We start from the raw sequence: 26925 nt of genomic DNA on the forward strand, positions 1-26925 counted from the left end.
ACATAAGGTGCTTTTTTTCACATGTAACCTGTGTTACGATATGTGGAGTACAGAAATACGATGTTGCCACCAGAACTTGCTTCTCTTGAACAAGTTGGGACGGATCGTTATATAATTTCTCTTCATGAGGGAGGCTTTTTTACGATGAGTACGGTAGACCGTATCTTAGATAAAGCCCTTCGGGGCGAACGTTTGGACTTGGAAGACACGATTCAGCTATTTGAATCCAACGAAGTGGACAAAATCGGGGCTGCTGCTAATGTCATTATGAAACGCATGCACCCTGAACCATACAGAACATTTGTAATCGGGCGTAACGTCAACTACACGAACGTGTGTGATGTGTACTGCCGTTTTTGTGCTTTTTACCGCAGACCTGGATCGGATGAAGGTTATGTACTTCCGGACGAAGTTATTTTCCAGAAGATTCAGGAAACGGAAGATGTGAATGGTACCGAAATTTTGATGCAAGGTGGAACGAATCCAAACTTGCCTTTCAGCTATTATACAGACCTGTTGAAAGCCATCAAAGAGCGTTTCCCAAACATCACGATGCACTCTTTCTCCCCAGCGGAGATTATGAAAATGGTTGAAGTATCCGATGGCCTTACATTGGAAGAAGTTGTTCGTGCCATTCACGAAGCTGGACTGGATTCCTTGCCTGGCGGCGGCGCTGAAATTCTGGATGACCGCACACGTCGGAAGATCAGCCGTTTGAAAGGTTCATGGCGGGATTGGATGGACGTTATGCAAACTGCACACCGCATCGGTATGAACACCACGGCAACGATGGTTATCGGACTTGGTGAATCGATGGAAGAGCGTGCATTACACTTGCTCCGTGTACGTGAAGCTCAGGACGAATGTATTGCGAACAAGTATGATTCCGAAGGTTTCCTGGCGTTCATTCCGTGGACGTTCCAACCGGATAATACAAATCTCAAACTGGAGCGTCAGACGCCAGAAGAGTACTTGAAGACTGTTGCCATCAGCCGACTGGTGCTGGATAATATCAAGAACATTCAGTCCTCTTGGGTAACGATGGGTCCTGAGATCGGTAAGAAGTCCCTTGAATTTGGCTGTAATGACTTCGGTAGCACCATGATTGAAGAGAACGTTGTATCTGCTGCTGGTGCAACTTACAAAGTTAACATTGAATCCATTCTGCGTTTGATTCGAGAGTCCGGTTATATTCCGGCTCAGCGTAACACCCGTTACGACATCGTACGCATGTTCGATGAAGAGAATGCCGTGCATGAAGATTTCGTAATGCAGAACTAATCCTGATTATTTGAATACTACTCCCATAAATGCTGATCGGTAGATTAGTATTGATGAAGCCAAGCCCGCTGACTACTCCGTTTGGAGAGACGGCGGGCTTTTTTGATTTCTTCTGCGGTTCGAGGTCATCAAACAGTACATGTTAGGCAATTGGCGATATTTTATATTGAAATTGAACTGTTACAATGAAAGGGAACTTGTGTAGTCAGACATGCTGGAAGGGGTAAACCGATGAAGAGAAGAATACTTGGCAAGACGGAACTGAACGTACCTGTATTGAGCTTTGGAGCATCCTCACTCGGTTCTGTATTTCGTGACATTGACCGGGACGAAGGGATTCGCACTGTACATGCGGCTGTAGATGCGGGGATGAATTACATAGACGTTTCGCCTTATTACGGGCTGACAAAGGCGGAGACAGTGTTGGGTGAAGCCATCCGCAGCTTGCCCCGCAGTTCATATATATTATCAACCAAAGCCGGACGGTATGGGGAAAATGAGTTTGACTTTTCACGTCAGCGGATTCTGAATAGCGTGCAAGAGAGCCTGGATCGACTGCATACAGACTATATCGACATTCTGTTCCTGCATGATATTGAATTTGTGCCAGCAGAGATTATTATCGAAGAAGCTTTTCCAACGTTGCTGCGTCTGAAAGAGCAGGGAATTATACGACATGCGGGCATTTGTGGATTACCCTTGCCGTTGTTCGAGAAGGTTCTGCCACAGATCGATGCGGATGCGATCATCTCGTATTGTCATTATTCATTGAATGATACCTCATTATTAACGTTATTACCCCTGTTGGAAAAAAAAGAAATTGGCCTTGTCAATGCTTCGCCTCTTTCTATGGGCTTGTTGAGTACCCGAGGGGCTCCTGCCTGGCATCCGGCAGATGATCGGGTGAAACAGCTCTGCCTGAAGGCTGCCCGCTTCTGTGCAGAACAAGGCAGTGACATTGCCAAGCTGGCCGTGCAATTCTCCACGTCGAATGAACGAATTCCGACAACACTGGTGAGCAGTGCCAGCCAGCGCAATATCCTCAATAATGCAGCCTGGATAGAGGAACCGATAGATCAGAACCTGCTGGATGAAGTGCTGCGCATTCTGGCTCCATTGCATAACGAGACTTGGTCAAGCGGACGACCTGAATATAATACGAAGCCAAGCAACACGGCAGCAGAAGCATCCAAGGGGGAACAACGATGAGAGCCATTGTATGTGAAGGAATAGATCAATTGAAGCTCCAGGAGCTGCCTCAACCAGAACGAGCAGAAGGAGAGGCGTTGGTTGCCATTCGGCGGATTGGGATCTGTGGAACGGATCTGCATGCGTACAAAGGCAACCAGCCATTCTTTACCTATCCTCGTGTTCTGGGTCATGAACTGGCGGCTGTTATTGAAGAAATCGGTCCGAACGAGGCTGGGTTACAGCCTGGGGATCAGGTAAGTATTATTCCGTATCTGCATTGCGGTCACTGTATTGCATGTCGCAATGGAAAAACCAATTGTTGTGCGTCCATGCAAGTCATGGGTGTGCACGTAGACGGAGGCATGAGAGAAAGAATCAGCGTGCCTGTCTCACATCTGCTCTCAGCAGAAGGTTTGACGGTGGATGAGACGGCAATGGTAGAACCATTAAGCATTGGAGCCCATGCCGTCAGAAGAGCGGGAATCAAGCCTGGGGAGCATGTGGTTGTGATTGGAGCTGGCCCCATTGGCTTGGGTGTGATGGCATTTGCCAAACAGGCGGGAGCACGTGTTATTGCCGTTGATCGTAATCTGGACAGGCTGGAGCTTAGCCGGACTTGGGCTGGAGCGGATGACTTGGTTCAGGCGAATGAACATTCTGTGCAGCATGTGGCTGAAATCACGGGAGGCGACTATGCTACGGCTGTCTTCGATGCAACAGGTAACGTGAATTCCATGAATGAGGCCATTCAATATGTTGCGCATAGTGGTCAACTCATTTTTGTAGGACTAGTGAAAGCAGATATTACTTTTCATGATCCTGAGTTTCACAAGCGGGAGATGAGTATCCTGGGTAGTCGAAACGCAACCCGTGAAGATTTTGAACAAGTCCTGTCAACCCTGCGCCAAAAGAAAATAAGCATGGATGGGTATATCACACACCGAGTGGAATTTGATGAGTTACCTACGGCAATAGACCAATGGTTATTGCCAGATTCCCATGTAGTCAAAGCCATCGTTGAACTATAATAACAATTAATTATAATAACAGAAAAAAACGCTCTCTGACCTTGGTGGACAATACTGTCCATCCATAGGGGAAGAGAGCGTTTTTTGTAAGTTGAATTAAAATTACACGATAACGAAGAGGACAGAAAAAACCTGAAAAAGCGAAGCGTTCGCCTGAAAGCTTTCTGAAAGAAAGCTGCTCCGAAAGCATACGCTATCCCCGGATTTTTCCCTTGAGAAAAGGGAATAGAAAAAATCTGGGGATAACAGCGATTGGAAGGTTGTTCTGTCATCGTAGTGTCAGTGTAAATATCATTAGTTCAACTTACATGAGCTATTATTTTTCCGAATTCGTTACAATGCCCGCATGTGGATCAATGTGACGTACAATGGACTTCAACCAGATCATCTCCAGCACATGTACCTCATAATAAAGTGCACCCGGGATTTGCCTGATCCATCCTTCCGTCCTCGCGAGTTGTGTTGAGTCAGAAGTGGCTTCCAGCGTTCCAGGTTCACGGCGCAGCCGTTTGCGTACAGCTTTTTCAACTTGAGAGCTTTGTGTGGTCAATATGCATACTTTTCGTTTGGAAGAAAAGCCCCTGAACGCAATGTACACCATTTCATAAGCAATAAGGTAGGCGATTACGGAATACATCGCTTGGTCCCAGCCAAAGACAACACCAGCGGCTGTCAGTATCAACAAGTTAAGCAGCATGATTATTTTTTCGATAAGCATCCGTTTTCCGCTAAATACACGTTCAGGTGGGCGGGAAGACGGATCACCGATTTCCAGCGTATCCAGTGTCCCACCATACCGCACGACGAGCCCAATTCCGAGTCCGAGGCATAATCCGCCAAACATGGCGGCAGCCAGCGGATGCTCTACAAGTGGCGGCATGGGATGAAGCACAATGGCACCGATCGAAAAGACAACCAGACCCAGAACAGTAACCAGTACAAATTTCTTCTGCACAATCTTGTAAGACAGAAATATAAACGGAACATTGAATAAAAATAGGAACAATCCAATCCTCATTTCGGTCCAGTGGGCGAAGAGTGAGGAAATGCCGGTAATGCCTCCAATAATAATCTTATTGGGGTGTAAGAACAATTCAAGTCCCACGGAGGCCAGAATTCCGCCCGCAATAACGAGAAACAGGTTTAACCAGCGGCGGGTAGACGATATCCTGGTCTTGACGGTGTTTGGCACCGGATTAGCCGATATCAGAGGTGCTTTCATAGGTCATCCTCCTTAGTGCGGCTTTCGAGCCATTCTCCCTGGGTTAGTCACAGAAAGATCGGCGTAAGAGCCGCGAAGTACGTTAGTATGTCTGTTCTGTACAGACATAGGAATTATCCTTCTTTCTGTAGGACCTTTGGTTCTTCTTTCTTTTTCCGAGGATCTTTGAACTTGAATATTTTATCCAATAAACGGAATACATGTTTGGACTCTTTGGTTAATAAAGGACCCAGAATGGCCAGAATTAGGACATACAGCGCGGCAAATGGTTGAATCATTGGCAACAGTCCACCGGCTTTACCCATGTTGGCCAAGATGATGGAAAACTCACCTCGTGAGACAATGGTTAATCCAATATTTGCCGATGCTTTAGGCGATAGCCCTGCACTGCGTCCAGCCAACATACCGGCCAGGAAGTTACCGAACAATGTAATAACAACTGCAATCAGAGCTAACCATACGGCTTCGCCACCCAAGGACAACGGATCGATGGACAATCCAAAGCTGAAGAAGAAGATTGCTCCGAAGAAGTCACGGAACGGTAGAATCAAGTGCTCAATCCGCTTCGCGTGTTCTGTTTCAGCAAGCACCAAACCAACCAGTAATGCACCAATCGCTTCGGCAACATGAATGGTTTCAGAGAAACCGGCTACCAGGAACAAGGCTCCAAATACAACGAGAGAGAATAGCTCATTTGATCGAATTTTAAGCAATTTGTTTAGTAGTGGTGTTGCTTTGCGTCCAAGGATAATCACGATAAGCATGAATCCGAGGGCAATAAGTGCGGACATGATGACGCCTCCGATGGAGGATGAATCACTAAGCACAAGTCCGGACAAGATCGAGATATATACAGCGAGGAATACATCTTCGAACATAATAATACCCAATATCATCTCTGTTTCCGGGTTGGCTGTTCGTTTCAAATCGACGAGTACCTTGGCCACAATGGCACTGGAAGAGATGGTAGTTATACCTGCGATAATAAGTGCTTCTGCAACTGGGAAACCGGAAACAAAACCGAATATTAATCCCAGCGTAAAGTTAATGCCGATGTAGATCGAGCCGCCAACTGCAATAGAGCGACCCGATTTAATTAAACGACCTACCGAGAATTCAAGTCCAAGGTAGAAGAGAAGGAACAGGATACCGATCCGACCCATGAATTCAATAAAAGGCTGACTTTCAATAAAGCGGAAGTCCAGATGCCAGATTTTCATGGCATGTGGCCCAACGGCCATCCCGATCAGAATATAAAATGGAACAACCGAAAATCTTAGTTTTGCCGATAAAAGGCCGGCTGCCGCAATGAGCACAAGGGCCAGACCTACTTCAAATATCAAATGATCCATCTATTTACCCCCTTCCAGTCAGGAGGAGGGATTTAAACAGTTTCTGCTGATTGCGTTCGCCAACGGCTACCACCGTGGATTCTGCACTGATAACTACCTCCGGACCTGGGCTGATATGTTTTTTGTGATTTTTCTCTACAACGGCGATAACCGTTGCCCCAGAGTTTTGACGTACGTCCAATTCACCGATGGATTTACCGATACTTCCGAAGGATGGTTCGATTTTGTACCACTCGATAATCAGGTCGTCAAACGTTACTTCAATATTTTCAAGCTGCTTTGGTTTGTAAGTTAATCCGCCAACAATAGCAGCAATCTGTCGTGCTTCGTAATCGTCAAGTGTGATCATCGAGATGCTTTGATCGGGATCATCATACTCGAAGTGGTACATTTCCCGGCGACCGTCATCGTGAATAATAATGACAATTTTATCACCGCTACTTGTTTCAATTTGAAATTTTTTGCCAATTCCCGGCAAGTCTGTTTCACGTACATCCATGGATTGTTGCCTCCTTATAATTAGGGGCTGGCCACAGAAGACAGGCTTATTTCCCGAAAATGATTAATCTGCTGCTCAAAGGAACATCAAAAGATGCGGGTAAACAGAGCCAGAAATTCCTGACACAGCCATATGATTTGAATTTGTCGGTGTGGGTACAACAAAAATAGGTACAGTCATAACATTGGTTTATCTAACGTGTGCTTAAAGGGTTATAAGTTATGCACAAGCACACCGTCTTATAAATACAGAGGTGTCTCCATGCAAAAGCAACCTGTAATACGTCGTAACGGCTAGTGAAGAGCGTTCACGTATTTTGGTGCTATAGGGGTGAGGGATACATACATGCTGGTAAACTTAATAGGTAGCAGAAATAATCTGCGTTTAAACAGACAATACCACGGTTTAAAGGACAGACCCGTTGTAGGGATTCGCAGCATCAATACCAATGCGAGGACAAGAAAGACAGGCTTATTATGCGTAACCGCAATCAGCTTGGACATGACTTGTGGGTATTTGCGAATGACAGGTTTCTGCTGGGATTCGGGTATTTGCAACAGCACTTCCTTGTTGGAAGTTGCTTCTACAGACACCCCAACGGCAGATTCGGTCTGCATCGGAATAGGGAAGCACAAGGCTTGGAAAACGCACAAAATGATAATGATAGTGTAGTGGAGTATTCTAGGTTGTTGTCTCATTTTGGCTTCCCTCCTTTTCCGTGAAACATACTGTTATTAAAATAATAACACATTTTTGTCTTAACTCCAAACCTCTTCATAATATACTGAGAAATCATGACACGCTTTCCATCAATCCGCTTCGTATATCCCCATCGGCCTTGCCATATACTTTGAACAGGAAGGAAAGGAGTGATTCTTGTGGAACTGTTTGCTGTATGGACCGATGTATCGGGGCAAGAGGAAGCGGATCAATTTTATCGTTGTGTCAAGGAAAAAACCAAAGGTTTACATATAAATAAAAGAGGTTTCCGGCTCACCTTCAAACATAATGATGGAAGAGCAACCTGGGTGTGTAGAGGGAATGAGAATCACGAAGACTTCCAACAATGGCTTCCCCGGATCAGTGATCTGCTCTCCCTTGGACTCGCCGACTTCATTATGGAGACACAAGAACGAGGCATGGTGGAGGATATGATCGCCAAGGCATGTTCTGTCATGGATGAGCATGAGGTGGAGAAGGTCAATCGAATCTGCATGCCACTTCTATTAAATGGTGATCTGGATCAGCCCGGACTTCGGGAGCGCCGCCGTACTACGTTAGCCAGTGGACTACGGCAAGACCTGGAGGATGTTCACTTTTTTCACCTTGAAGGTATTATCAATTTCCGTATACGGCCATATAAGCAGGAACTTCAGGAATTAGTGGAGTATGCACTCGATGAGTTCTGGATGGATCGGCAGTATGAAGAGTTTATGGGGCTGTTAAAATATTTTGTGTTTTTTCAAGAAGCCAAAGTACCACTAGTTCATCTTGTACACAAGGGAATGCATGAATTTCAGGTCTTGGATGCTGGACTTAATCTGTTACCTGTGCAAAAGGATGAACAGGTTGTTGTGGAAATGCCGGGTCTGGAACTGGAGATGGATATTGAAGATATGATTGTAAGTACACTCATCTCGATCTCTCCTGAGAAGGTCATGCTCCATACACGCACCCCGGATCTGCCAATCATCTCGACCATATGCCAGATCTTTGAAGACAAAGTGCAAATATGTCATCATTGCCCGGAATGCGAAGTGCTGCGCTCAGGATTGTTGACAGGTCTTGACGCAAGTGATCTCGGCAATTATAATAACTGTTGATCCATGAATTTTTCATGAGAACCATTGAACCAAAAGCGTTGACAAAGACAACAACCACACGCAAGATCGGTGCAGAGAGAGGAACCTAGGCTGGAATTTCCTCCGGATATCACGTATGGTTTACCCCTTTGTAGCTGCAATTTTGAAAGTGGAGTTAGAATATCGCCTTTATGGGGGATTATCCGCGAGTAAGGATCTGCCGGGTCATGCCCGTTATCGTCATGCCAATGAGGGCTGTATTTCCGAATATGGATGAATCAGCTGAATTAGGGTGGAACCACGAGTATATAACACTCGTCCCTTTGCCGGGACGGGTGTTTTTTGCGTTCCTTTGCAAAATGACTGGAATAGCAATAGATAATCAGTCCATAAATATCTGGACTCGAAGGTTACATTAACAGGAGGAATGAGACAAATGGCAGTGAACATTAAATTACCGGATGGTTCGGTACGTGAGTATGCGGATGGCAGCAGCATTGAGGATGTAGCCGCTTCAATTAGCAGCGGATTGCGCAAAAATGCCGTAGCCGGCAAGTTGGATGGCATCGTGGTGGACTTGTCCACAACACTTCATGAGGGAGCATTGGTGGAGATCGTAACGCTGGATTCACCAGAAGGACTTGAAGTGATGCGTCATAGTACAGCTCACTTGATGGCTCAAGCAGTGAAACGTTTATATGGTAACAAAGAGGTACGCCTCGGTATCGGCCCTGTCATTGAAGATGGTTTCTACTATGATATGGACCTCGAACATGCGCTCAATCCTGAAGATCTGCAAAAGATCGAGAAGGAAATGGAACGTATTGTGAACGAGAACTTGCCAATTGTACGTAAGGAAGTTAGCCGCGAGGACGCGATCAAAACGTTTGAAGAAGTGGGCGATCCTTACAAACTTGAGTTGATTCGTGATTTGCCAGCGGACAGCGTGATTACGATTTATGAGCAAGGTGAATTCTTCGACTTGTGTCGTGGTCCTCACGTACCATCGACTAGCAAAATCAAAGTGTTCAAACTGATGAATGTCGCGGGTGCTTACTGGCGTGGAGATAGCAAAAACAAAATGCTTCAACGTATCTATGGTACGGCTTTTGTGAAAAAAGCACAGCTGGACGAGCATCTGCACTTCCTTGAAGAAGCTCGCAAACGGGATCACCGCAAGTTGGGTAAAGAGCTGGAAATGTTCACATTCTCCCAACTGGTCGGTCAAGGCCTGCCAATCTGGTTGCCTAACGGCGCGAAGCTGCGCCGTACTCTGGAGCGTTATATTGTGGATCTGGAAGAAAGCCTGGGATACCAGCATGTATACACACCGGTTCTGGGTAACGTGGAATTGTACAAAACATCTGGACACTGGGAGCACTACCAGGAAGATATGTTCCCGAAAATGGTTATGGATAACGAGGAACTCGTTCTGCGCCCAATGAACTGTCCTCACCATATGATGGTGTACAAGTCCAGCATGCACAGCTACCGTGATCTGCCAATCCGTATTGCGGAGCTTGGCATGATGCACCGTTATGAAATGTCGGGGGCATTAACAGGTCTGCACCGTGTACGTGCAATGACACTGAACGACTCACACATTTTTGCACGCCCGGACCAGATCAAAGAAGAGTTTGCTCGTGTTATCGAGTTGATTCAAACAGTGTATAAGGATTTTGGTATTAACGAATACCGTTTCCGTCTGTCCTATCGTGATCCGAAGGATACCGAGAAATACTTCCAGAACGACGAGATGTGGGAAATGTCCCAACGCATGCTGCGTGAAGTTGTGGAAGAACTTGATCTTCCTTTCTATGAAGCTGAAGGTGAAGCGGCATTCTACGGTCCGAAGCTGGATGTACAGATCAAAACAGCCCTGGGCAAAGAAGAGACATTGTCTACGGTTCAACTGGACTTCCTGTTGCCTGAGCGCTTTGAACTTGAATATGTGGGAGATGACGGACAGAAACATCGTCCGGTCGTTATTCACCGCGGTGTAATTAGTACAATGGAACGTTTCACAGCATTCTTGCTGGAGAACTTTGCAGGAGCTTTCCCATTGTGGTTGTCTCCGGTACAGGCAAAAGTGATCCCGGTATCCGGAAACTTCGACGATTATGCGCGTGAAGTGGAAGCGAAGCTGAAACGTGCGGGAATCTCTGCTGAAGCCGATCTGCGGAATGAGAAGCTTGGATATAAAATCCGTGAGGCGCAGCTTGAGAAAATGCCTTATATGTTTGTAGTTGGTGAGAATGAGCGTAATGCAGAAGCAGTATCCGTGCGTAAGCGTGGAGAAGGCGATCTGGGCATGAAACCGGTCGATGAAATAATCGCTCAATTGAAAGAAGAAATCGCAACACGTTTGGTATAAATGAACAAATGATCTATCGGATAACCAGTGCATAAGTTGCGCTGATCACTCTGTATAACGCCTGGATAACATGGGATTGACCTATGTTATTCAGGCGTTTTTTCGTAGTGTTTGCAGTAAAAAGTATAGATTAATTGCTTTTTGGAAAACCTTTGCAGTGAGGGGGAGGTTATACAATGAAAAAGCAATTCTCAATTCAAAAGAAACATATACGGGGTTTATTGGTTGGCTGTGTGATGTTCGCCGGAATGATGATTAACCTGAATCAGGCGGATGCCTATACATTTGAAGAGGAAAGTACAGTACTGCATGTCGAGAGTCAGAGCAGCGGCAGTGAAGGTCCGATTATTGAAACTTCGAGCAAGTCGGATCAAGAATTTCCAGAACAGGTCAGCCATCAATACAGCGATGAGGCCCAGCTGACGACCATGGTTTATATGGCTTTATTGTGGTCACCACAACCAATGGTCATTCCAAGACCTGAACTTCCAGAAAAACAAGTGGCAGATCCGTCTATGCCGGTGCTTGCTCCGCGTTCAGAACAAATCCTTGGTACACAAAAGGTTACAGCAACGGGATATACGGCAGGAGTGGAGTCTACAGGAAAAGGGCCTAAACATCCTCAATATGGAATTACGTATTCTGGTGTCAAAGTACGCCGTGATAAAGAAACGGTCTCCACGATTGCAGCTGATCCAAAATTGTTCCCGATGGGTTCCATTCTGTATATTCCGGGCTATGGCTACGGAATTGTTGCAGATACCGGTTCGGCGATCAAAGGCCATAAGATCGATCTGTATTTCCCGACAACCAAGCAAGTGTACAAAGAGTGGGGCAAAAAGGATGTGGAGGTACAGGTGATCAGGCAAGGCGCTGGAAAGTGTACAGAAAAGATGCTCAGCGAGTTGGCCGATGCGATTGATGTGTACAAATCCGTACCGGACTCCTGGCTGGACAAGGCCATATAATTTCACCTGGTCACATGAATAACTGAAGTGCTCTCTTCACATAATATTGACTGGGGACGAACCCCGCGGTGCAGCAATGCAACGTAAATATGAAGAGAGAGGTGATTCGTTGTGGCTAAGAAATCACAAGGACAAGGGTACCAAACGCCAAACGAGAAGTACAATGCAGAGTTTGGAGAAGAGAATGCAGCAGCTAAAGTGAAACAATCCGCTCAAAACAAAGTACAAGATAATTTCCAAACACCTGATGAAAAATTCAATGCCGAGTTCGGTGTAGAAAACACGGGTCAAACAAACCAAGGCCGTGCAGGGAAATTCCAGAAATAATTGAAGATAAAGATTCAGCACCCTGGAGCAGCAGCTCCGGGGTGTTTTACATATGCGAAGTTTTTTACATTAATACCCTCCCATCTCAGTCTCGAGACCGAGATGAATTCCATCTGCCGCCGCTGTTCTCATTGTCTTGTCTGAGTTACACTGGATACATAATACAGACAAAGGAGACATGAGCGATGAAACGATCGACGCGTGACCGCTGGTGGGTTGGCATACCTCTTATTGCTATTGGTGCGATGATCTTGTTCAGACAATTGGGATATGACATTGATGTAGGATATATTTTCAGAACATATTGGCCGTTATTTCTAATCTGGTGGGGGGTCAAAGGAATTTCCGAGATTCGTCGCAATGGGGGTTACGCCTTTATTGGACCGATAATTGTACTGGCGATCGGTGGGTATTTTCTAGCCCGTAACCTGGGATGGATTGATTACTCCATGGGTGAGTTTATCCGTTATCTGATCCCGGTTATGCTGATTGGCGGAGGATTATTTGTACTGATTGGTCCACGACGTCGTGATCGGAAACATCATGACAAGATGCAGCCACCTCCAGCACCTGAGCAACCTTATAAACCGTTGTCTCCGGAGGATCTGGAGATGCCGTCGTCGTTTGACGAACAGTTCGAGAAAACATTTGGCAAACCAAAACAGGAACAGAAGAACGATGCACATGGCCCTCATTTCACAGGATCAACGGATTCATCATCACAAGGGCATCAATATAAGAAGAAACATCAATCGTATAACTCTAACGATACCGGATATGGAGAACATTATGGTGATAGGTACGGAAATGGTTATGGGAATTATGGCAGTGGCAATACCATTAATAAATCAGCGTTCATAGGGGATTTGTACATGGGACAGGAAGTGTTCTCGTTGAAACCCATGAACATCTCGGCTTTTATCGGAGATACCGTAATTGATTTGACCAAAGCACAGATTCCATACGGTGAGACGAAAATTGTCATTTCTTCATTTATTGGGGATGTGAAAGTATTTGTTCCAGAAGATATGGATCTGGGTGTGACGGTGACGACTAATTCCTTCATTGGAGATATGTCACTGTTGAACCAGAAACGCGGCGGATTCCTGAGTAGTGCCCAGGCTGAAACTGCCCATTACCATGAAGCAAGCAAAAAGGTACGGATTATTGTAAGTGTGTTTATCGGAGACGTCAAAGTGAATAAGGTGGGTTAACGCATGATTCGAACCATTCTCAAGGCCAATAAATGGGAACTGATGATGTATTTTGCGCTAACCGGTCTGATTACGCTGGGCGGATTCTATCTATTGTATGGAGAGGTGTTGATGGGGGCTGGTCGTCAGCGGGCATGGACCTATGTTGCCGTTGTTGTGCTGGCCACCGTTATCACCGGATATATCGCTGCATTACGACTCCAACGCAAGATCGATCTGCTTGATCTCAACATGTTGAAAGTATCCAAGGGTAATCTGGCGGTGCGCATGCCTGAAGCGGATGATGCTTCGTTTGGTCGTGTCTATCAGGAATTCAATGTCATGATGGATTCAATTGAGAAAAAGATGAGACTGCTTCAGCGCCTCGGTGAGCAGGAAGTCATTGAGAAGGAGCAAGCCTCGGAGCGGGCTGTGCTTGAAGAGCGCAAACGAATGGCAAGGGACCTCCATGACACGGTTAGCCAGCAGCTGTTTGCCATGCATATGTCGGCTTCGTCCTTACCTCGTCTGCTGGAGATGAATCCTGAACATGGCGGTAAAGTACTGGACCAGTTAATCCAGATGTCACATATTGCACAGCGTCAGATGCGAGGACTTATTGCCCAACTTCGACCGGTGGAGCTGGAAGGGCGTGACCTCACCGCAGCACTGGATAGTTGGTTTCCTGATTATTGCAGGCAGAATGGTCTTAAAGGTGTGAAAGAGCTGGAACTGGATGGCGGAATCTCGGATGCCATTGAGCACCAGCTGTTTCTTGTTATTCAGGAGGCAGTTGCCAATGTTGTGAAGCATGCAGAGGCGGGAGTGGTTAGTCTATCCATACGAGAGAGTGAACATCAGATCAGTATGAGCATCAGCGATGATGGTCAGGGATTTTTGCAGCAAGCGGAGCGTCCGGGTTCATACGGGTTATCTACCATGCGTGAACGGGCGGAGAAGCTTGGGGGGCAAGTTCAGATTATATCAAAGCCGGGAGCGGGAACGACGGTACGGGTATTGATCCCGAAATTTCCTAATGTATCTGAATGAACTAGAGGGGGAGACGCAATGAGTGGGAAAGTAAACGTAATGATTGTGGATGACCATGACATGGTTCGAATGGGGCTGAAAACGTATCTGATGCTGGAACCTACTTTTCATGTGATGGGGGAAGCGGGCCACGGGCAGGATGCGCTTGATCAGTTGCGTAAGTTAAACGATAGTGAAATGCCGGATCTGATCCTGATGGATCTGATGATGCCGGTAATGAATGGCGCTGAAGCAACAAAAGCCATCATGACTGAATTTCCAGGGATGAAAATTGTGATGCTCACCAGTTTCCTGGAGGATGATCTGGTTGTGCAAGCGATTGAAGCGGGTGCGGTAAGTTATGTACTGAAGACAGTCTCTGCTGAAGAACTGATCTATGCTCTTCAAGGGGCCTATAGAGGCATGCCTGTTATGACAGGTGATGTGTCGCAGGCGTTAACCCGGGGAATCAGACAACGTACAGCGAGAGAGAGTGAATCGGGTCTGACTGAACGGGAGAAGGAAGTGTTGCTACTTATTGCAGAGGGAAAGACCAACAAAGACATTGGGGAAGAATTACATATCAGTATCAAAACCGTCAAAACACATGTGAGCAACCTGCTGATGAAATGTGAGATGGACGATCGTACACAATTGGCCATCTATGCGCATCGTCAGGGTTGGGTGAAAACGAAAGGGTAAATGCTGTCATGACGGGGAAAAGAATGTATTCTTACGTGCTTTTATCTCCTTTTTAATTGTTTTTAAGGTACGGTTAAGGTTTAAAGTACAAAATAAGAACAGTTAAAGAATATCTCTTGGGAATAAGAGATTGGGAGGTAGAGAGGCATGGACGAACGCAACTATAGATCGAACCGTCAAGACGAGGAAAACGAAACCAAACAAACGGAGAACCGCAATTCTTCCGGAACGGACGAATCCTCCTATTATTATTCTTATGGACCTTTTCAGTCCGTGAATCAGGAAGATACAGCAAATCACATGGGAAGCACTAATCAGCGTGAAGAAGGAAATGTAGAGATTACAAAACCTGATCCGGTGAGACCCGTACCTACTTACTATAATAGTGAATCATCTGAACAAGCGAAAAGATCATCAGGCGGCGGAAACGGCTCAGGTAACGGTGGAGATCAAGGGAATGGCGGCAAAGGCAACTGGAACTATAATAACCGCAAGCCGCGTTCTTCCGTAAGATCACTTCTATTTTCCTTTATTGCCGGTATGCTGGTCATCACTGTTCTCATGTACACAGCTGATAGAACAAACATGTTCACACCGGAGACGGCACTTACGAACACGGACAATCAAAGTTCAGGACAGGAAGCATCCACAAACACAGGCGGAGGCAACAATGTCACAGCGTCGTTACTGCCAACAGGCAAAGAAGATGTGTCTTCCGTAGTAACAAGTACAAGTCCGGCTGTCGTTAAAATTGAAACACTCGCGAAGCAGTCCTCACGTACAGGATTGGGTCAGGGTGGATCGAATACAAGTGATCCGCTGTACCAATACTTCTTTGGTAATGGGGGCGGAACGGAAGGCAATCAAGGCCAAAGCCAGCAACCACAAAGCAGTAATCAGCTTGTGCCTATGGGCATTGGTTCGGGGTTCATTTTTGACAAAGAAGGATATATCCTGACGAATCAACACGTTGTACAGGGTGCAGATGTAATCCAGGTAACCCTGGAGAACAACAGCAAGCCTTATGAAGCTAAACTGCTGGGAAGCAGCTTTGATCTGGATTTGGCTGTATTGAAAATTGAGAAAAACAGTGGTGACGATGCGTTCCCTGTAGCTCCACTGGGTGATTCCAATAGTACTCAAGTCGGTGAGTGGCTTGTAGCTATCGGTAACCCTGAAGGATTCGAACACACGGTTACAGCAGGTGTACTGAGTGCCAAAGAACGTACAATCAGCATTCCAGATGAAGAAACAGGAAAAACACGTGAGTACAGCCATTTGCTGCAAACAGATGCTTCGATTAATCCGGGTAACTCCGGTGGTCCGTTGCTTAATCTGAACGGGGAAGTTATCGGTATGAACGTTGCAGTAAGCGCAGACGCACAAGGGATTGGTTTTGCGATCCCATCAAGTGTCATCTCTGAAGCGGTTAAATATCTTAAAGAGAACAAAGAAGTTCCCAAAGAGCCAGTACCCTTTATCGGTGCATCTCTGATGGCTCTCACACCTGAAGTCGCTAAACAAATGGGAACAGATGTGACCGAAGGTTCAGTTGTAGCCAGCACGATCTTCCAATCGCCGGCTTACCAAGCAGATCTTCGTGCATATGACATCATTACAGGTGCGAACGGTACCCCTTACGCCACAAGTCAAGATCTGATTGATTTTATCAAGAAACAGGAAATCGGCAGTGAAGTGACATTAAACGTGGTGCGTGACGGTAAGAAAATGGATCTGAAAATCAAAATCGGAAACAAAAATGATTTTGATACTTCACAAACAACAGGTACACAACAGCAGCAACCATAAATATCGGTCAAGGATTAACAGAACGGAAGGGTTTGAAGGCCCTTCCGTTTTTTTTGCCCTGATGGAGCAAGGTTACAATGGACCAGTACGGAATGGAGACCGCCTACTTGAAGATGCAGATTGTGCTTCTGCCTGTTACAATGGGATAAAACGTTAGGATAAAGGAGAAAGACCATGCGCTCAACTATTTTGATTGTGGATGATGACGAAAAAATTGTATCCATGCTCCGCCGGGGGCTGGCTTTTGAAGGATATGAGGTACAGACGGCTTCCAATGGAGCTGAAGGCCTCAGCAAACTGATGGACAAGGAGCCGGACATCGTTGTGCTGGATGTGATGATGCCGCAGATTGACGGATTTGAGGTATGTCGCAGATTGAGAGAAGCAGGCAGCAAAGTACCTGTGCTGATGCTGACGGCCAAGGATGAAGTACAGAGCCGAGTGACCGGACTGGACACGGGAGCCGATGACTACCTTGTAAAACCTTTTGCGCTGGAAGAATTATTGGCACGTGTCCGCGCATTGCTGCGCCGCAAGTCTGATAATGGGGGTACGCCGGACAACCGCTTAATGTATGAAGATATCATTTTGGACAATGACTCACGTGAAGTATTGCGAGATGGGCAGCGTCTGGAGCTGACTGCCAAAGAATTCGAACTGTTGAATCTGTTCATGCAAAATCCAAGACGGGTACTGTCCCGTGATCTGATTATGGATAAAATCTGGGGTTATGATTACAGCGGTGAGTCTAACGTGCTTGAAGTGTACATTGCCATGCTCAGACAGAAGACCGAAGAATACGGTGGCAAGCGTCTAATCCAGACCATCCGGGGAGCCGGCTATATTCTGAGAGGTGACTCTTAATATGTCCATTCGGTTAAGACTAACCGCATGGTATTCTGGCATTTTGGCGGCTGTTCTGATCTTTTGGGGCGTTGTAATCTATGCCTTTGTTTATTTTAACTCCTATCAGGAAGTCGAACAGCAATTGAAGGTGAAGAGTACCCGGATTACGGAGCAGATCGGTGTTAATCCTCTTTCACAGTCGCTGGATCTGGACCCATTTACAGAGAGTCAGCTTCAGGAGGCACAAATCTATATTCAACTCTGGGATTATCAGAGTCGTTCTGGCAGAATTTCCGGTAATATGGAGAAATTGCAGATTCAGTTTCCGGTACTAAAAGCCAATGAGATACTTAAAGAGCGTGGCATATCTAAGATCTATGTGGACGGTACACCGTTTCTGGTGAATCAGCTTCCCCTTTCTCTTCAAGGTACCAATGAAGTACGTGGAATTCTTCAGGTAGGAGCCAATGTAAGTTCACAGGAGAGATTGCTGGAAGCGTTGCTTAATATTTTAGTTTTTGGCTGGCTGGTAGCGATGGCATTGGCTATAACCTCAGGTCTTGTTCTGGCCCGCAAGTCGATGCGTCCACTCGTGAATGTCATTGATGCTGCGAATCAGATTCAATCGGGAGATGACTTAAGTGTACGTATTCAATATGCGGGGCCAAAGGATGAGATCGGGCGTCTGATTGAAACGGTGAATAATATGCTTGAACGTACAGAATTGTCATTCCGCGGTTTGGAGGAGACGAATGCTGCCCAGCGCCGCTTTGTATCCGATGCATCACATGAACTTCGTACACCGCTGACCACCATACGCGGGAACGTGGACTTCCTGAAGAAGTTATGGGATCAGGAGGGAACCGACCGACCGAATCTGGATGAGGAGACTGTCAAGCAAATGTCGCTGGAAGCCATTGAAGACATGGCGGACGAGGGAAAACGTATGAGCAGGCTGATCAGCGACATGTTATCGCTGGCGAGAGCGGATACGGGTCAGAAAATTGAACTGAATCCGATCCCGCTGCAGATTCTCGTACAGGAAGTGGCACGCAGAGCACAATTTCTGGATCGTCAGGCAGACTGGCTTCCAGGAGATTTTTCCATCCTTAACGGCATTTATGTGAACGGTAGCAAGGACTATCTGCAACAGATGCTGTTTATTTTCATCGAAAATGCTTTTAAATACACACCTGAAGGCTCTGTGACGCTGGATGCTGTATTATACAAGGGCCAGGTGGGACTACGCATCAGCGACACCGGTATTGGGATGGATCGGGACGAAGTGCCGTTCATCTTTGATCGTTTCTATCGGGCAGATGAATCCCGCGGGGCTACACCGGGCATCGGTCTGGGACTTTCGATTGCGAAGTGGATTATTGAGGAACACCATGGATCGGTTGAGGTTGTGACCAGACGTGGAGAAGGAACCACCTTTATTATCTGGTTGCCGGTTGTCTTTGCTCCGCCTATCGAATAAAGGTATAATAGACAGGACTGCAATTACATCGGCAACGTTGCCGAGAAAGAAAGCGGGTGGCAACCAAGTGGAAGTACTACGAATTTCGCCGCGGGGATATTGTTACGGCGTTGTGGATGCGATGGTGCTCGCGCGTCAAGCGGCACGCAATCTGGATTTACCACGACCTATTTATATATTGGGTATGATTGTGCATAACCAACATGTGACTGATTCCTTTGAAGATGAAGGTATTATTACATTGGATGGTCCGAACCGGATGGATATTTTGAGCCAAGTGGAGAGTGGCACGATTATTTTTACAGCTCATGGTGTATCTCCTGAAGTGCGTAAGCTGGCACGGGACAAAGGATTGACAACAGTGGATGCAACATGCCCTGATGTGACCAAGACACATGATCTCATTCGCGAAAAGACAGCAGAAGGTTATCAGATTATCTATATTGGTAAAAGGAATCATCCTGAACCAGAAGGTGCTGTTGGCGTTGCGCCAGACCTCGTTCATCTGATCGAGAAGGAAGAAGAGATCGAAGAACTGAACGTACCTTCAGGCAAAATCCTTATTACGAATCAGACAACGATGAGCCAGTGGGATATCAAACACATTATGAGCCGTCTGCTGGAGAAGTTTCCGGGAGCTGAGATTCATAATGAAATTTGCCTCGCAACTCAGGTTCGTCAGGAAGCTGTTGCTGAACAGGCAGGTCAAGCGGACCTGGTTATCGTGGTGGGGGATCCTCGCAGCAATAACTCTAACCGTCTGGCACAAGTGTCGGAGGAGATTGCGGGTGTTACGGCCTACCGTGTATCCGATGTTTCCGAGATTCAGCAAGAATGGCTGAAAGGTGTAAATAAGGTGGCGGTTACTTCGGGTGCATCAACACCAACACCGATCACGAAGGAAGTCATCCTTTACCTGGAGCAGTATGAACATGACAAGCCGGAGACGTGGGAAATCAAACGTACCGTGAACATGAGCAAACTGCTGCCTCCAGTTAGAGAAAAAACACGTACACCTTAGGCGCAGCTAATGTAAAAGTAAGTCTAAGTGTATGTGAATTAAAAACGAGATGTGAATGAGAAGAATCCTGTTACGCAGATCCGAATGTCGGAGCCTGTGGAGCAGGGTTCTTTTTGTATATGGATAAGGAATGTGTACCTTGACGCAATAAGAGAACTATGGTATATTCACTTTAACGGATAAAAGCTTAAAAGCGAACAAGCGTTTAAGCGTGACAGAGTTTTTATATTTAATCAGACGCACGTTAAGAAATGATTGTGCTCTCATACAAGGAAGGATGGGAATTAATATGATCGTTATTGCAGGCAAGGCTACACCGGAGGAACAGATTCAGGATATCGTTGCAGTTATTGAAAAAGAAGGGCTTCAGGTGCATATCTCTCGCGGAGAGGATCGTACTATCATTGGTTTGATTGGTAAAGTTGAACCTAAAATGCAAGAGCATCTTCGTCAAATGAAAGGTGTCGAGAATGTCGTGAAAATCTCGAAGTCCTACAAATTGGCAAGCCGCGACTTCCATCCGGAAGATACGGTGATCTCCATCAAAGGTGTAGATATCGGCGGAAAAGAACTTGTTGTCATGGGCGGACCATGTGCGGTTGAATCCGCTGCACAGATTGATGAGATTGCAGGGCTTGTGAAAGCTGCTGGTGGGCAAGTGTTACGTGGTGGTGCATTTAAGCCTCGTACGGGTCCTTACAGCTTCCAGGGAACGGGTGTAGAAGGATTGATCATGATGGCGGAAGCAGGCAAGAAACATGATCTGCTGACCATTACAGAAGTCATGACACCTGAGTATGTGGATATTTGCGCCGAGTACGCAGATATTCTGCAAGTAGGTACACGTAACATGCAGAACTTTGACCTGCTCCGCAAATTGGGTGAGTGTGGCAAACCGGTATTGTTGAAACGTGGCTTCAGTGCGACATACGATGAGTTGTTGAATGCGGCTGAATACATTCTTGCGGGTGGTAACCCAAATGTTATGCTGTGTGAGCGTGGTATTCGTACGTTTGAATCCTACACACGGAATACGCTGGATCTGTCAGCGATCCCTGTTCTACAGTCTCTGAGCCATTTGCCGGTTATTTCTGACCCGAGCCATGGTACTGGACGACGTGAACTGGTGGAACCGATGACAAAAGCTTCCGTTGCTGCGGGTGCCAATGGCTTGATCATTGAAATGCATACCGATCCGGATAACTCCATGACAGGAGATGGTGTGCAATCCCTGTTCCCTGATCAATTCGCTAACCTGTTGCAGGATTTGGAGAAATTGGCACCAATCGTGGGTAAATCATTCAGCACAGCCAAACAACCGGCAGAATTTTTCCCGGCACGTGTAGGCGTGTAATAAGAATTTCATAATCAAGGTCTGGATCATCATCCGGGCATCTCATCTGGTCTCGTTCATTGCGACGGAATCAGATAGATGCTCGGTTTTTTGCATATTTTGCAGTTTTGAACGTATTTATTAATCAATGGTGATAAGAAACATTTATGATGTGAAGTTTTTCCCATGATTTAGGATAAAAAAGGGGTCGCTTTACCGCATTAAACCAGTTGAATGTATATAAATCTAGTTGTTATATGAATTTAGGTTATTTATAAAATGTGAGTATATCTAACATACCTTCAAAAAATACCTTACATAAGTATTGACGATGTCATGTTTTAAAATTTATAATGACGACAGAAAAAAATTCGAATTTAGACATTTTCTTAGTGGGGTTGTTTAATGTTCGGAATATTTGGGAGGACGAATACATGTCGGTTGAAAACGTATTGAAATCAATTCAAGAGAACAACATCGAGTGGGTAGATTTTCGTTTTGTAGATTTAGCTGGTCGTGCACATCACATCTCGTTGCCAGCTTCGGCTGTTGATGCAGACACGTTCGTAAATGGAGTAGCTTTTGACGGTTCTTCGATCCAAGGTTTCCGCGGAATTGAAGAGTCTGATATGGTTATGATGCCAGACCCTGAAGCGACTTATGTCGATCCGTTCACTGCACACCCTACATTGAATGTTATGTGTGATATCTTCACTCCGGATGGCGAGCGTTATGAGCGTGACCCACGCAGCATCGCTGTTAAAGCAGAAGCTTATTTGCAAGAGAGCGGTGTAGGTACAGCGGCATTCTTCGCACCTGAATCCGAGTTCTTCATCTTCGACGATGTACGTTATGAGAGTGGCACGAACAGCTCTTCCTACTATGTAGATTCCGAAGAAGCTTCATGGAACACCAACCGCAAAGAAGAAGGCGGAAACCTGGGCTTCAAAGTTCGCACTAAAGGTGGATACGTTCCAGTAGCGCCAGTGGATACACAGCAAGATATTCGTAGCGAAATGTGTCGCCTTTTGGAAGAAGCGGGCCTGTCGATCGAGCGTCATCACCATGAAGTAGCGACAGCGGGCCAAGCCGAAATCAACTTCCGTTTTGATACACTGAAGAAAACAGCAGATAACCTGCTTGCATACAAATACATCGTGCACAACACTGCACGTCAATATGGTAAAGTAGCAACATTCATGCCAAAACCATTGTTCGGTGATAATGGTAGCGGAATGCACGTTCACCAATCCATTTTTGATGGCGATTCCCCATTGTTCTATGACAAAGCGGGATATGCTAACCTGAGTGAAATGGCTCTGCACTACATCGGAGGTATCCTGTACCATGCTCCGGCACTGATCGCTTTGACTAACCCTAGTACAAACTCATTCAAACGTCTTGTACCTGGTTACGAAGCACCAGTTAACCTGGTTTACTCCAAAGGTAACCGTTCCGCAGCCGTTCGTATTCCGGTTGCAGCTGTGACACCAAAAGGTTGTCGTATCGAGTTCCGTACACCTGACTCCACAGCTAACCCGTACCTGGCATTCTCCGCAATGCTGATGGCTGGTCTGGATGGAATCAAACGCAAAATCAACCCAACTGAGCTTGGATATGGTCCGCTCGATAAAAACATCTATGACCTGTCTGATGCAGATAAAGAAAACATCCGCAGTGTGCCAGCTTCCCTCGAAGAAGCACTTGATGCATTGGCAGCTGATAACGAGTTCTTGACTGAAGGCGGCGTATTCACAAAAGAATTCATTGAAAACTACATCAACCTCAAACGTGATGAAGCAAAAGCAGTAGCGATCCGCATTCATCCGCACGAGTACAGCCTCTACTTCGACTGCTAATCGGTCGGGGTCGGAACAATTCTTGTTCCAACTTAAAGCCTCCGGGACACGCTCTCGGAGGCTTTTCCTTGAATTAAACAATGTAGTGCTTTAACTTTGCAGGGTGATAAAGGAATTTGATGGCCTGAATTCAACACTTCAGTGCATATTGCCCTTGAAGCAGATAGAGAATACTGATATCATAGCGATAATATTCACTTTGTATGTCAGAGTTACGGATGGAAAGGGCGGGGGATTTTGTGACAAAAAGAGCGTATAACTTTAATGCAGGACCTGCGGCGTTACCACTTGAGGTACTGGAGCGTGCACAGGCGGAATTTGTAGATTTTCGTAATACAGGCATGTCGATTATGGAGATGTCTCACCGTGGAGCGGTGTATGAGTCTGTACATAATGAAGCTCAGGAGCGGTTGTTGTCGCTTCTAGGCAATCCAAAAGGATACAAGGTTCTCTTTCTGCAGGGCGGTGCAAGCACTCAGTTCGCGATGTTACCAATGAACCTGCTCGGTGCAGGGCAGACTGCAAGTTACGTAATGACTGGCAGCTGGGCCAAAAAGGCTCTGTCTGAGGCGAAGTTGATCGGCGAGACGCATGTTGCTGCATCTTCAGAAGCAGAGAAGTTCATGAAATTGCCGGATGTTTCGAATCTGAGTTTGCCCGAACGTACGGCTTATGTACATCTGACTTCCAACGAAACGATCGAAGGTACGCAATTCAAATCGTTCCCGGATACCGGTTCAGTACCTCTGATTGCGGACATGTCGAGTGATATTTTCTGTAAACCATTTGATCTTAATCAGTTCGGCGTGATCTACGCGGGTGCGCAGAAGAACCTGGGTCCATCCGGAATTACGGTTGTCATTGCCCGTGAGGAACTGGTGAGCGAATCGCCTAAAACGATTCCAACCATGCTTCGTTACAGCACACATGTAGATAACAATTCCCTGTACAATACGCCGCCATCCTTCTCGGTATATATGGTGAATGAAGTATTGAAATGGATTGAAGAACAGGGCGGACTGGCTGGTATTGAGCAAAAAAATACGAAAAAAGCGGAATTGCTCTATAACACAATTGACGCTTCAGGCGATTTCTACCGTGGTTGTGTGGAAACAGAGGATCGTTCCCTCATGAATGTAACCTTCCGTCTTGCTTCTGAGGAACTGGAGAAAAAGTTCATCAAGGCTTCGGAGGAAGAAGGATTTGTAGGTCTGAAAGGACATCGCAGTGTGGGTGGTCTCCGTGCCTCCATTTATAATGCTGCTCCTTATGAGAGCGTTAAGGCACTGACAGACTTCATGAGCCACTTCCAGAAGACAAATGGATAATTAAGTATAGGTACGGTGTAATGGACCTTTGTGTCTAATCCTGTGCCTTACCAGAGCCTTCCACATTGACGTGTGGAGGGCTTTTCTTTAAGATTAGAGGGTTGTCGTCAACATGAAAATGAAAAGGAGATTGAACACATATGGCTTTACACATCGTTCTGGTTGAACCAGAAATTCCGGCGAACACAGGCAATATTTCTCGTACTTGTGCGGCAACCGGTACCCATCTGCATCTCGTACGTCCACTTGGATTTCGAACAGATGATGCTACATTGAAGCGTGCAGGGCTGGACTACTGGCATGCTGTTCATATTGAATACCACGACTCATTCGCTGAGGTTCAGGAAAAATTTCCGGAAGGTCGTTTCTTCTACGCAACTACGAAGGCGAAAAACCGATACAGTGATTTTAATTTTCAGGATGGAGATTTCCTTGTTTTTGGTAAAGAGACTAAAGGCCTGCCACCTGAATTAATTGCTGCGAATCCCGATACATGTATGAAAATGCCAATGACTGGTGACGTTAGATCATTAAATCTATCCAATTCGGCAGCAATTATTGTATATGAAGCGTTGCGCCAGCTCAATTTCCCAGGGTTAGAAGGATAAATTCAGGTTATAAATGACGGCTAGAATTCGAAAAAAAACATTTTTCAAAAAAAAGGACAAAAAATGTTTATTTCCAGCAGGATTCGACAAAATCTTGGCGAATCTATAAACATAGTACAAATGTACCTAGAAATTTAGAGTAAGATAGGAGAGGTGTGCCGTAGCTATGAAGCCAGCTGGAGTAGTTCGCAAAGTTGACCAATTAGGTAGGATCGTATTGCCTAAATCTTTGCGTAAAAGGTATCAAATGAATGAGGGAGATCCTGTAGAAATCTTAGTACAAGGGGACCATATTATCTTGGAGAGATATCGTCCAAAATGTATTTTCTGCGGATCCATCGAGGAAGTCAACGAGTTCAAAGAGCGTTACATATGCGCACAATGTTTAGATGAAATGACTCAGCTTCCACAGCACGGATAAGAAATAACGTCATGGGGTCCATTGACCCCGTGGCGTTTTTTTGTTTTATTCTCAATCGGATGGCATAATTGCAAATTTAAATAAGATAAGATACGTAGACTAACCCTTGGTGTAAAGGGGTAAAACCGCATTCCAAACGGCATTCAGGATGCCTTGCATATTTTCTTCCTCACTGTTAATACATATGACAGCTTCCTTAGAGGGAATTACAATACACAATTGACCATAGGCTCCATCGGCGCGGTAAGCGCCATGAGAACACATCCAGAACTGATACCCATAACCTTTTCCCCAATCACCGTCTCCAGTCGTTTCGATCTGCTGGGACGTAGCCTGTCTGATCCAATCCGCAGGTACAAGCTGTGTGCCTTCCCAAAGCCCCTCCTGCAGCAGTAACTGTCCAAATCGACTCAGTTCCTCATTGCTTATCCAAAGACCTGCACAGCCAAGTGTTACCCCCAATGGAGAGGTTTCCCACTCTACTTCATGGATGCCAAGCGGATCAAATAACCGTGGAGTCAGGTAATCTTTCACGGTTTGACCGGTAGCAGCCTGTAGCATGGCTGAGATCATAAATGTATCCCCGCTGCTATATGTAAATTGTTCTCCAGGTAACCGGTCCAGAGGCAGCGACATGTAATATTTCGCCCAGTCCTTTTCAGTCAATGAAGCTCGTTCATCAGCCCAAAGAGGGGGAGAGTCATGGCCCGAAGACATTCGGAGAAGATCACGCAATTTTAATTCTTGCGGCGATGGGAGTTTGTGCTGTGCAACGGGTACATGATCATAAGAGAAATAATCACCAAGTGTCGCATCCAGATGTAACAGACCTTCTTCAAGCGCAAGACCAACGGCCATACACGTGAAGGATTTACTGATGGAATGTTGTACCCTGCGCTGGTCCTTATCCCGGTCCCAATGGGCAAGCAGATGCCCTTTTTGTAATATGCGAATGGAAAAAACATTCAATTGTTGCTCCGTAATCGTATGAATGAAACCTTTGAGTTGTTCAGACATATTAACCTCCCTAATATCAGGTGAAACCTGAGTAAAATCGGTTGGTGAAACGTTTCCGTAATTCGAATGCAAAATCAGAACCCATGTTAGTATAAACCTGGTTTGGTGTCAATTAAAGTTGTAATCGCACTTACTAAATTTTCATTTTTTCGTAATAATAGTGTCTTTGGACGCAGATTTAGACTTAAAATAGCATTTTTTCGAGAAAAAAACGCGAAATTTGTAAAAAGGTTAT

The 26925-nt window shown here is 45.8% G+C and carries 24 protein-coding genes; 19 read left to right on the plus strand and 5 right to left on the minus strand.

Annotated elements, in window-relative coordinates:
• The first annotated feature begins 144 nt into the window (after nucleotides 1–144).
• The 3 genes from mqnC (at nucleotide 145) to AC4E8D_RS09050 (ending at nucleotide 3500) form a co-directional block, all read left to right on the plus strand.
• Nucleotides 145–1281 (plus strand): cyclic dehypoxanthinyl futalosine synthase, encoded by a 1137-nt coding sequence (mqnC, locus tag AC4E8D_RS09040; RefSeq protein ID WP_074096829.1) that lies wholly within the window; start codon nucleotides 145–147, stop codon nucleotides 1279–1281.
• A 231-nt stretch (nucleotides 1282–1512) separates the two neighbouring features.
• Nucleotides 1513–2490 (plus strand): aldo/keto reductase, encoded by a 978-nt coding sequence (locus AC4E8D_RS09045; RefSeq protein WP_490206105.1) that lies wholly within the window; start codon nucleotides 1513–1515, stop codon nucleotides 2488–2490.
• Nucleotides 2487–3500, plus strand: a complete 1014-nt coding sequence (locus tag AC4E8D_RS09050) for a zinc-binding alcohol dehydrogenase family protein (protein ID WP_490206106.1) — start codon at nucleotides 2487–2489, stop codon at nucleotides 3498–3500. The genes AC4E8D_RS09045 and AC4E8D_RS09050 overlap by 4 nt, the downstream gene beginning before the upstream one ends.
• Before the next feature lie 316 nt (nucleotides 3501–3816).
• Here the strand turns inward: AC4E8D_RS09050 and AC4E8D_RS09055 are convergent, their stop codons facing one another.
• The 4 genes from AC4E8D_RS09055 to AC4E8D_RS09070 form a co-directional block, all read right to left on the minus strand.
• Nucleotides 3817–4722: a YitT family protein gene (locus AC4E8D_RS09055; protein ID WP_490206107.1), complete on the minus strand. Its 906-nt coding sequence runs from the start codon at nucleotides 4720–4722 to the stop codon at nucleotides 3817–3819.
• A gap of 113 nt (nucleotides 4723–4835) precedes the next feature.
• On the minus strand, nucleotides 4836–6074 hold the full coding sequence (locus AC4E8D_RS09060; RefSeq protein ID WP_091014701.1) for a cation:proton antiporter: 1239 nt from the start codon (nucleotides 6072–6074) through the stop codon (nucleotides 4836–4838).
• 4 nt (nucleotides 6075–6078) lie between these two features.
• Nucleotides 6079–6573 carry a cation:proton antiporter regulatory subunit gene (locus AC4E8D_RS09065; RefSeq protein WP_036610059.1) on the minus strand — a complete coding sequence of 165 codons (495 nt, stop codon included), beginning with the start codon at nucleotides 6571–6573 and terminating at the stop codon, nucleotides 6079–6081.
• Between the two features lie 293 nt (nucleotides 6574–6866).
• Complete coding sequence (locus tag AC4E8D_RS09070; RefSeq protein WP_221822988.1) at nucleotides 6867–7271, minus strand: hypothetical protein; 405 nt, start codon at nucleotides 7269–7271, stop codon at nucleotides 6867–6869.
• Between the two features lie 180 nt (nucleotides 7272–7451).
• Here AC4E8D_RS09070 and AC4E8D_RS09075 point away from each other — a divergent pair, with 180 nt between their 5' ends.
• The 16 genes from AC4E8D_RS09075 (at nucleotide 7452) to AC4E8D_RS09150 (ending at nucleotide 25673) form a co-directional block, all read left to right on the plus strand.
• Nucleotides 7452–8396 (plus strand): putative sporulation protein YtxC, encoded by a 945-nt coding sequence (locus AC4E8D_RS09075; RefSeq protein ID WP_221822990.1) that lies wholly within the window; start codon nucleotides 7452–7454, stop codon nucleotides 8394–8396.
• 415 nt (nucleotides 8397–8811) lie between these two features.
• Nucleotides 8812–10749, plus strand: a complete 1938-nt coding sequence (thrS, locus tag AC4E8D_RS09080; RefSeq protein ID WP_221822992.1) for a threonine--tRNA ligase — start codon at nucleotides 8812–8814, stop codon at nucleotides 10747–10749.
• A 428-nt stretch (nucleotides 10750–11177) separates the two neighbouring features.
• Nucleotides 11178–11717 carry a 3D domain-containing protein gene (locus tag AC4E8D_RS09085; RefSeq protein WP_156946116.1) on the plus strand — a complete coding sequence of 180 codons (540 nt, stop codon included), beginning with the start codon at nucleotides 11178–11180 and terminating at the stop codon, nucleotides 11715–11717.
• 111 nt (nucleotides 11718–11828) lie between these two features.
• Nucleotides 11829–12044 carry a hypothetical protein gene (locus AC4E8D_RS09090; RefSeq protein WP_221822994.1) on the plus strand — a complete coding sequence of 72 codons (216 nt, stop codon included), beginning with the start codon at nucleotides 11829–11831 and terminating at the stop codon, nucleotides 12042–12044.
• Between the two features lie 185 nt (nucleotides 12045–12229).
• Nucleotides 12230–13258, plus strand: coding sequence for a cell wall-active antibiotics response protein LiaF (gene liaF, locus AC4E8D_RS09095; protein WP_490206108.1), 1029 nt, complete (start codon nucleotides 12230–12232; stop codon nucleotides 13256–13258).
• Nucleotides 13259–13261: 3 nt separating this feature from the next.
• Complete coding sequence (locus AC4E8D_RS09100) at nucleotides 13262–14287, plus strand: HAMP domain-containing sensor histidine kinase (RefSeq protein ID WP_091032721.1); 1026 nt, start codon at nucleotides 13262–13264, stop codon at nucleotides 14285–14287.
• Between the two features lie 18 nt (nucleotides 14288–14305).
• The gene (locus AC4E8D_RS09105; protein WP_017689597.1) at nucleotides 14306–14968 is read left to right on the plus strand and encodes a response regulator; all 663 of its coding nucleotides are present in this window, start codon (nucleotides 14306–14308) and stop codon (nucleotides 14966–14968) included.
• Between the two features lie 147 nt (nucleotides 14969–15115).
• Nucleotides 15116–16777, plus strand: a complete 1662-nt coding sequence (locus tag AC4E8D_RS09110; protein WP_490206109.1) for a S1C family serine protease — start codon at nucleotides 15116–15118, stop codon at nucleotides 16775–16777.
• A gap of 174 nt (nucleotides 16778–16951) precedes the next feature.
• Nucleotides 16952–17641: a response regulator transcription factor gene (locus tag AC4E8D_RS09115; RefSeq protein WP_076209172.1), complete on the plus strand. Its 690-nt coding sequence runs from the start codon at nucleotides 16952–16954 to the stop codon at nucleotides 17639–17641.
• Between the two features lies 1 nt (nucleotide 17642).
• Complete coding sequence (locus tag AC4E8D_RS09120) at nucleotides 17643–19103, plus strand: sensor histidine kinase (RefSeq protein ID WP_237176203.1); 1461 nt, start codon at nucleotides 17643–17645, stop codon at nucleotides 19101–19103.
• Between the two features lie 67 nt (nucleotides 19104–19170).
• A complete protein-coding gene (locus tag AC4E8D_RS09125; RefSeq protein WP_076209170.1) occupies nucleotides 19171–20124 on the plus strand; it encodes a 4-hydroxy-3-methylbut-2-enyl diphosphate reductase in 954 nt (317 codons plus the stop codon).
• A gap of 289 nt (nucleotides 20125–20413) precedes the next feature.
• Entirely contained in the window at nucleotides 20414–21478 is a 1065-nt protein-coding gene (aroF, locus tag AC4E8D_RS09130) for a 3-deoxy-7-phosphoheptulonate synthase (protein WP_036610039.1), read from the plus strand.
• 413 nt (nucleotides 21479–21891) lie between these two features.
• On the plus strand, nucleotides 21892–23316 hold the full coding sequence (glnA, locus tag AC4E8D_RS09135) for a type I glutamate--ammonia ligase (RefSeq protein WP_074094318.1): 1425 nt from the start codon (nucleotides 21892–21894) through the stop codon (nucleotides 23314–23316).
• A 239-nt stretch (nucleotides 23317–23555) separates the two neighbouring features.
• Nucleotides 23556–24644, plus strand: a complete 1089-nt coding sequence (gene serC, locus AC4E8D_RS09140; protein ID WP_313771485.1) for a 3-phosphoserine/phosphohydroxythreonine transaminase — start codon at nucleotides 23556–23558, stop codon at nucleotides 24642–24644.
• A 140-nt stretch (nucleotides 24645–24784) separates the two neighbouring features.
• Nucleotides 24785–25252 carry a tRNA (uridine(34)/cytosine(34)/5-carboxymethylaminomethyluridine(34)-2'-O)-methyltransferase TrmL gene (gene trmL, locus AC4E8D_RS09145; RefSeq protein WP_076209167.1) on the plus strand — a complete coding sequence of 156 codons (468 nt, stop codon included), beginning with the start codon at nucleotides 24785–24787 and terminating at the stop codon, nucleotides 25250–25252.
• Nucleotides 25253–25418: 166 nt separating this feature from the next.
• Complete coding sequence (locus tag AC4E8D_RS09150) at nucleotides 25419–25673, plus strand: AbrB/MazE/SpoVT family DNA-binding domain-containing protein (protein WP_036610032.1); 255 nt, start codon at nucleotides 25419–25421, stop codon at nucleotides 25671–25673.
• A 99-nt stretch (nucleotides 25674–25772) separates the two neighbouring features.
• Here the strand turns inward: AC4E8D_RS09150 and AC4E8D_RS09155 are convergent, their stop codons facing one another.
• Nucleotides 25773–26690 carry a serine hydrolase domain-containing protein gene (locus tag AC4E8D_RS09155; protein ID WP_221823011.1) on the minus strand — a complete coding sequence of 306 codons (918 nt, stop codon included), beginning with the start codon at nucleotides 26688–26690 and terminating at the stop codon, nucleotides 25773–25775.
• Nucleotides 26691–26925 lie beyond the last annotated feature (235 nt).

This window comes from Paenibacillus sp. SRL342 (assembly GCF_984798905.1).

Excerpts from the sequence above, each read along its gene's own strand:
- mqnC (WP_074096829.1), top strand. The coding sequence starts at position 145 with ATGAGTACGGTAGACCGTATCTTAGATAAAGCCCTTCGGGGCGAACGT.
- AC4E8D_RS09045 (WP_490206105.1), top strand. The coding sequence starts at position 1,513 with ATGAAGAGAAGAATACTTGGCAAGACGGAACTGAACGTACCTGTATTG.
- AC4E8D_RS09050 (WP_490206106.1), top strand. The coding sequence starts at position 2,487 with ATGAGAGCCATTGTATGTGAAGGAATAGATCAATTGAAGCTCCAGGAG.
- AC4E8D_RS09055 (WP_490206107.1), bottom strand. The coding sequence starts at position 4,722 with ATGAAAGCACCTCTGATATCGGCTAATCCGGTGCCAAACACCGTCAAG.
- AC4E8D_RS09060 (WP_091014701.1), bottom strand. The coding sequence starts at position 6,074 with ATGGATCATTTGATATTTGAAGTAGGTCTGGCCCTTGTGCTCATTGCG.
- AC4E8D_RS09065 (WP_036610059.1), bottom strand. The coding sequence starts at position 6,573 with ATGGATGTACGTGAAACAGACTTGCCGGGAATTGGCAAAAAATTTCAA.
- AC4E8D_RS09070 (WP_221822988.1), bottom strand. The coding sequence starts at position 7,271 with ATGAGACAACAACCTAGAATACTCCACTACACTATCATTATCATTTTG.
- thrS (WP_221822992.1), top strand. The coding sequence starts at position 8,812 with ATGGCAGTGAACATTAAATTACCGGATGGTTCGGTACGTGAGTATGCG.
- AC4E8D_RS09085 (WP_156946116.1), top strand. The coding sequence starts at position 11,178 with ATGGTTTATATGGCTTTATTGTGGTCACCACAACCAATGGTCATTCCA.
- liaF (WP_490206108.1), top strand. The coding sequence starts at position 12,230 with ATGAAACGATCGACGCGTGACCGCTGGTGGGTTGGCATACCTCTTATT.
- AC4E8D_RS09100 (WP_091032721.1), top strand. The coding sequence starts at position 13,262 with ATGATTCGAACCATTCTCAAGGCCAATAAATGGGAACTGATGATGTAT.
- AC4E8D_RS09105 (WP_017689597.1), top strand. The coding sequence starts at position 14,306 with ATGAGTGGGAAAGTAAACGTAATGATTGTGGATGACCATGACATGGTT.
- AC4E8D_RS09110 (WP_490206109.1), top strand. The coding sequence starts at position 15,116 with ATGGACGAACGCAACTATAGATCGAACCGTCAAGACGAGGAAAACGAA.
- AC4E8D_RS09115 (WP_076209172.1), top strand. The coding sequence starts at position 16,952 with ATGCGCTCAACTATTTTGATTGTGGATGATGACGAAAAAATTGTATCC.
- AC4E8D_RS09120 (WP_237176203.1), top strand. The coding sequence starts at position 17,643 with ATGTCCATTCGGTTAAGACTAACCGCATGGTATTCTGGCATTTTGGCG.
- aroF (WP_036610039.1), top strand. The coding sequence starts at position 20,414 with ATGATCGTTATTGCAGGCAAGGCTACACCGGAGGAACAGATTCAGGAT.
- glnA (WP_074094318.1), top strand. The coding sequence starts at position 21,892 with ATGTCGGTTGAAAACGTATTGAAATCAATTCAAGAGAACAACATCGAG.
- trmL (WP_076209167.1), top strand. The coding sequence starts at position 24,785 with ATGGCTTTACACATCGTTCTGGTTGAACCAGAAATTCCGGCGAACACA.
- AC4E8D_RS09150 (WP_036610032.1), top strand. The coding sequence starts at position 25,419 with ATGAAGCCAGCTGGAGTAGTTCGCAAAGTTGACCAATTAGGTAGGATC.
- AC4E8D_RS09155 (WP_221823011.1), bottom strand. The coding sequence starts at position 26,690 with ATGTCTGAACAACTCAAAGGTTTCATTCATACGATTACGGAGCAACAA.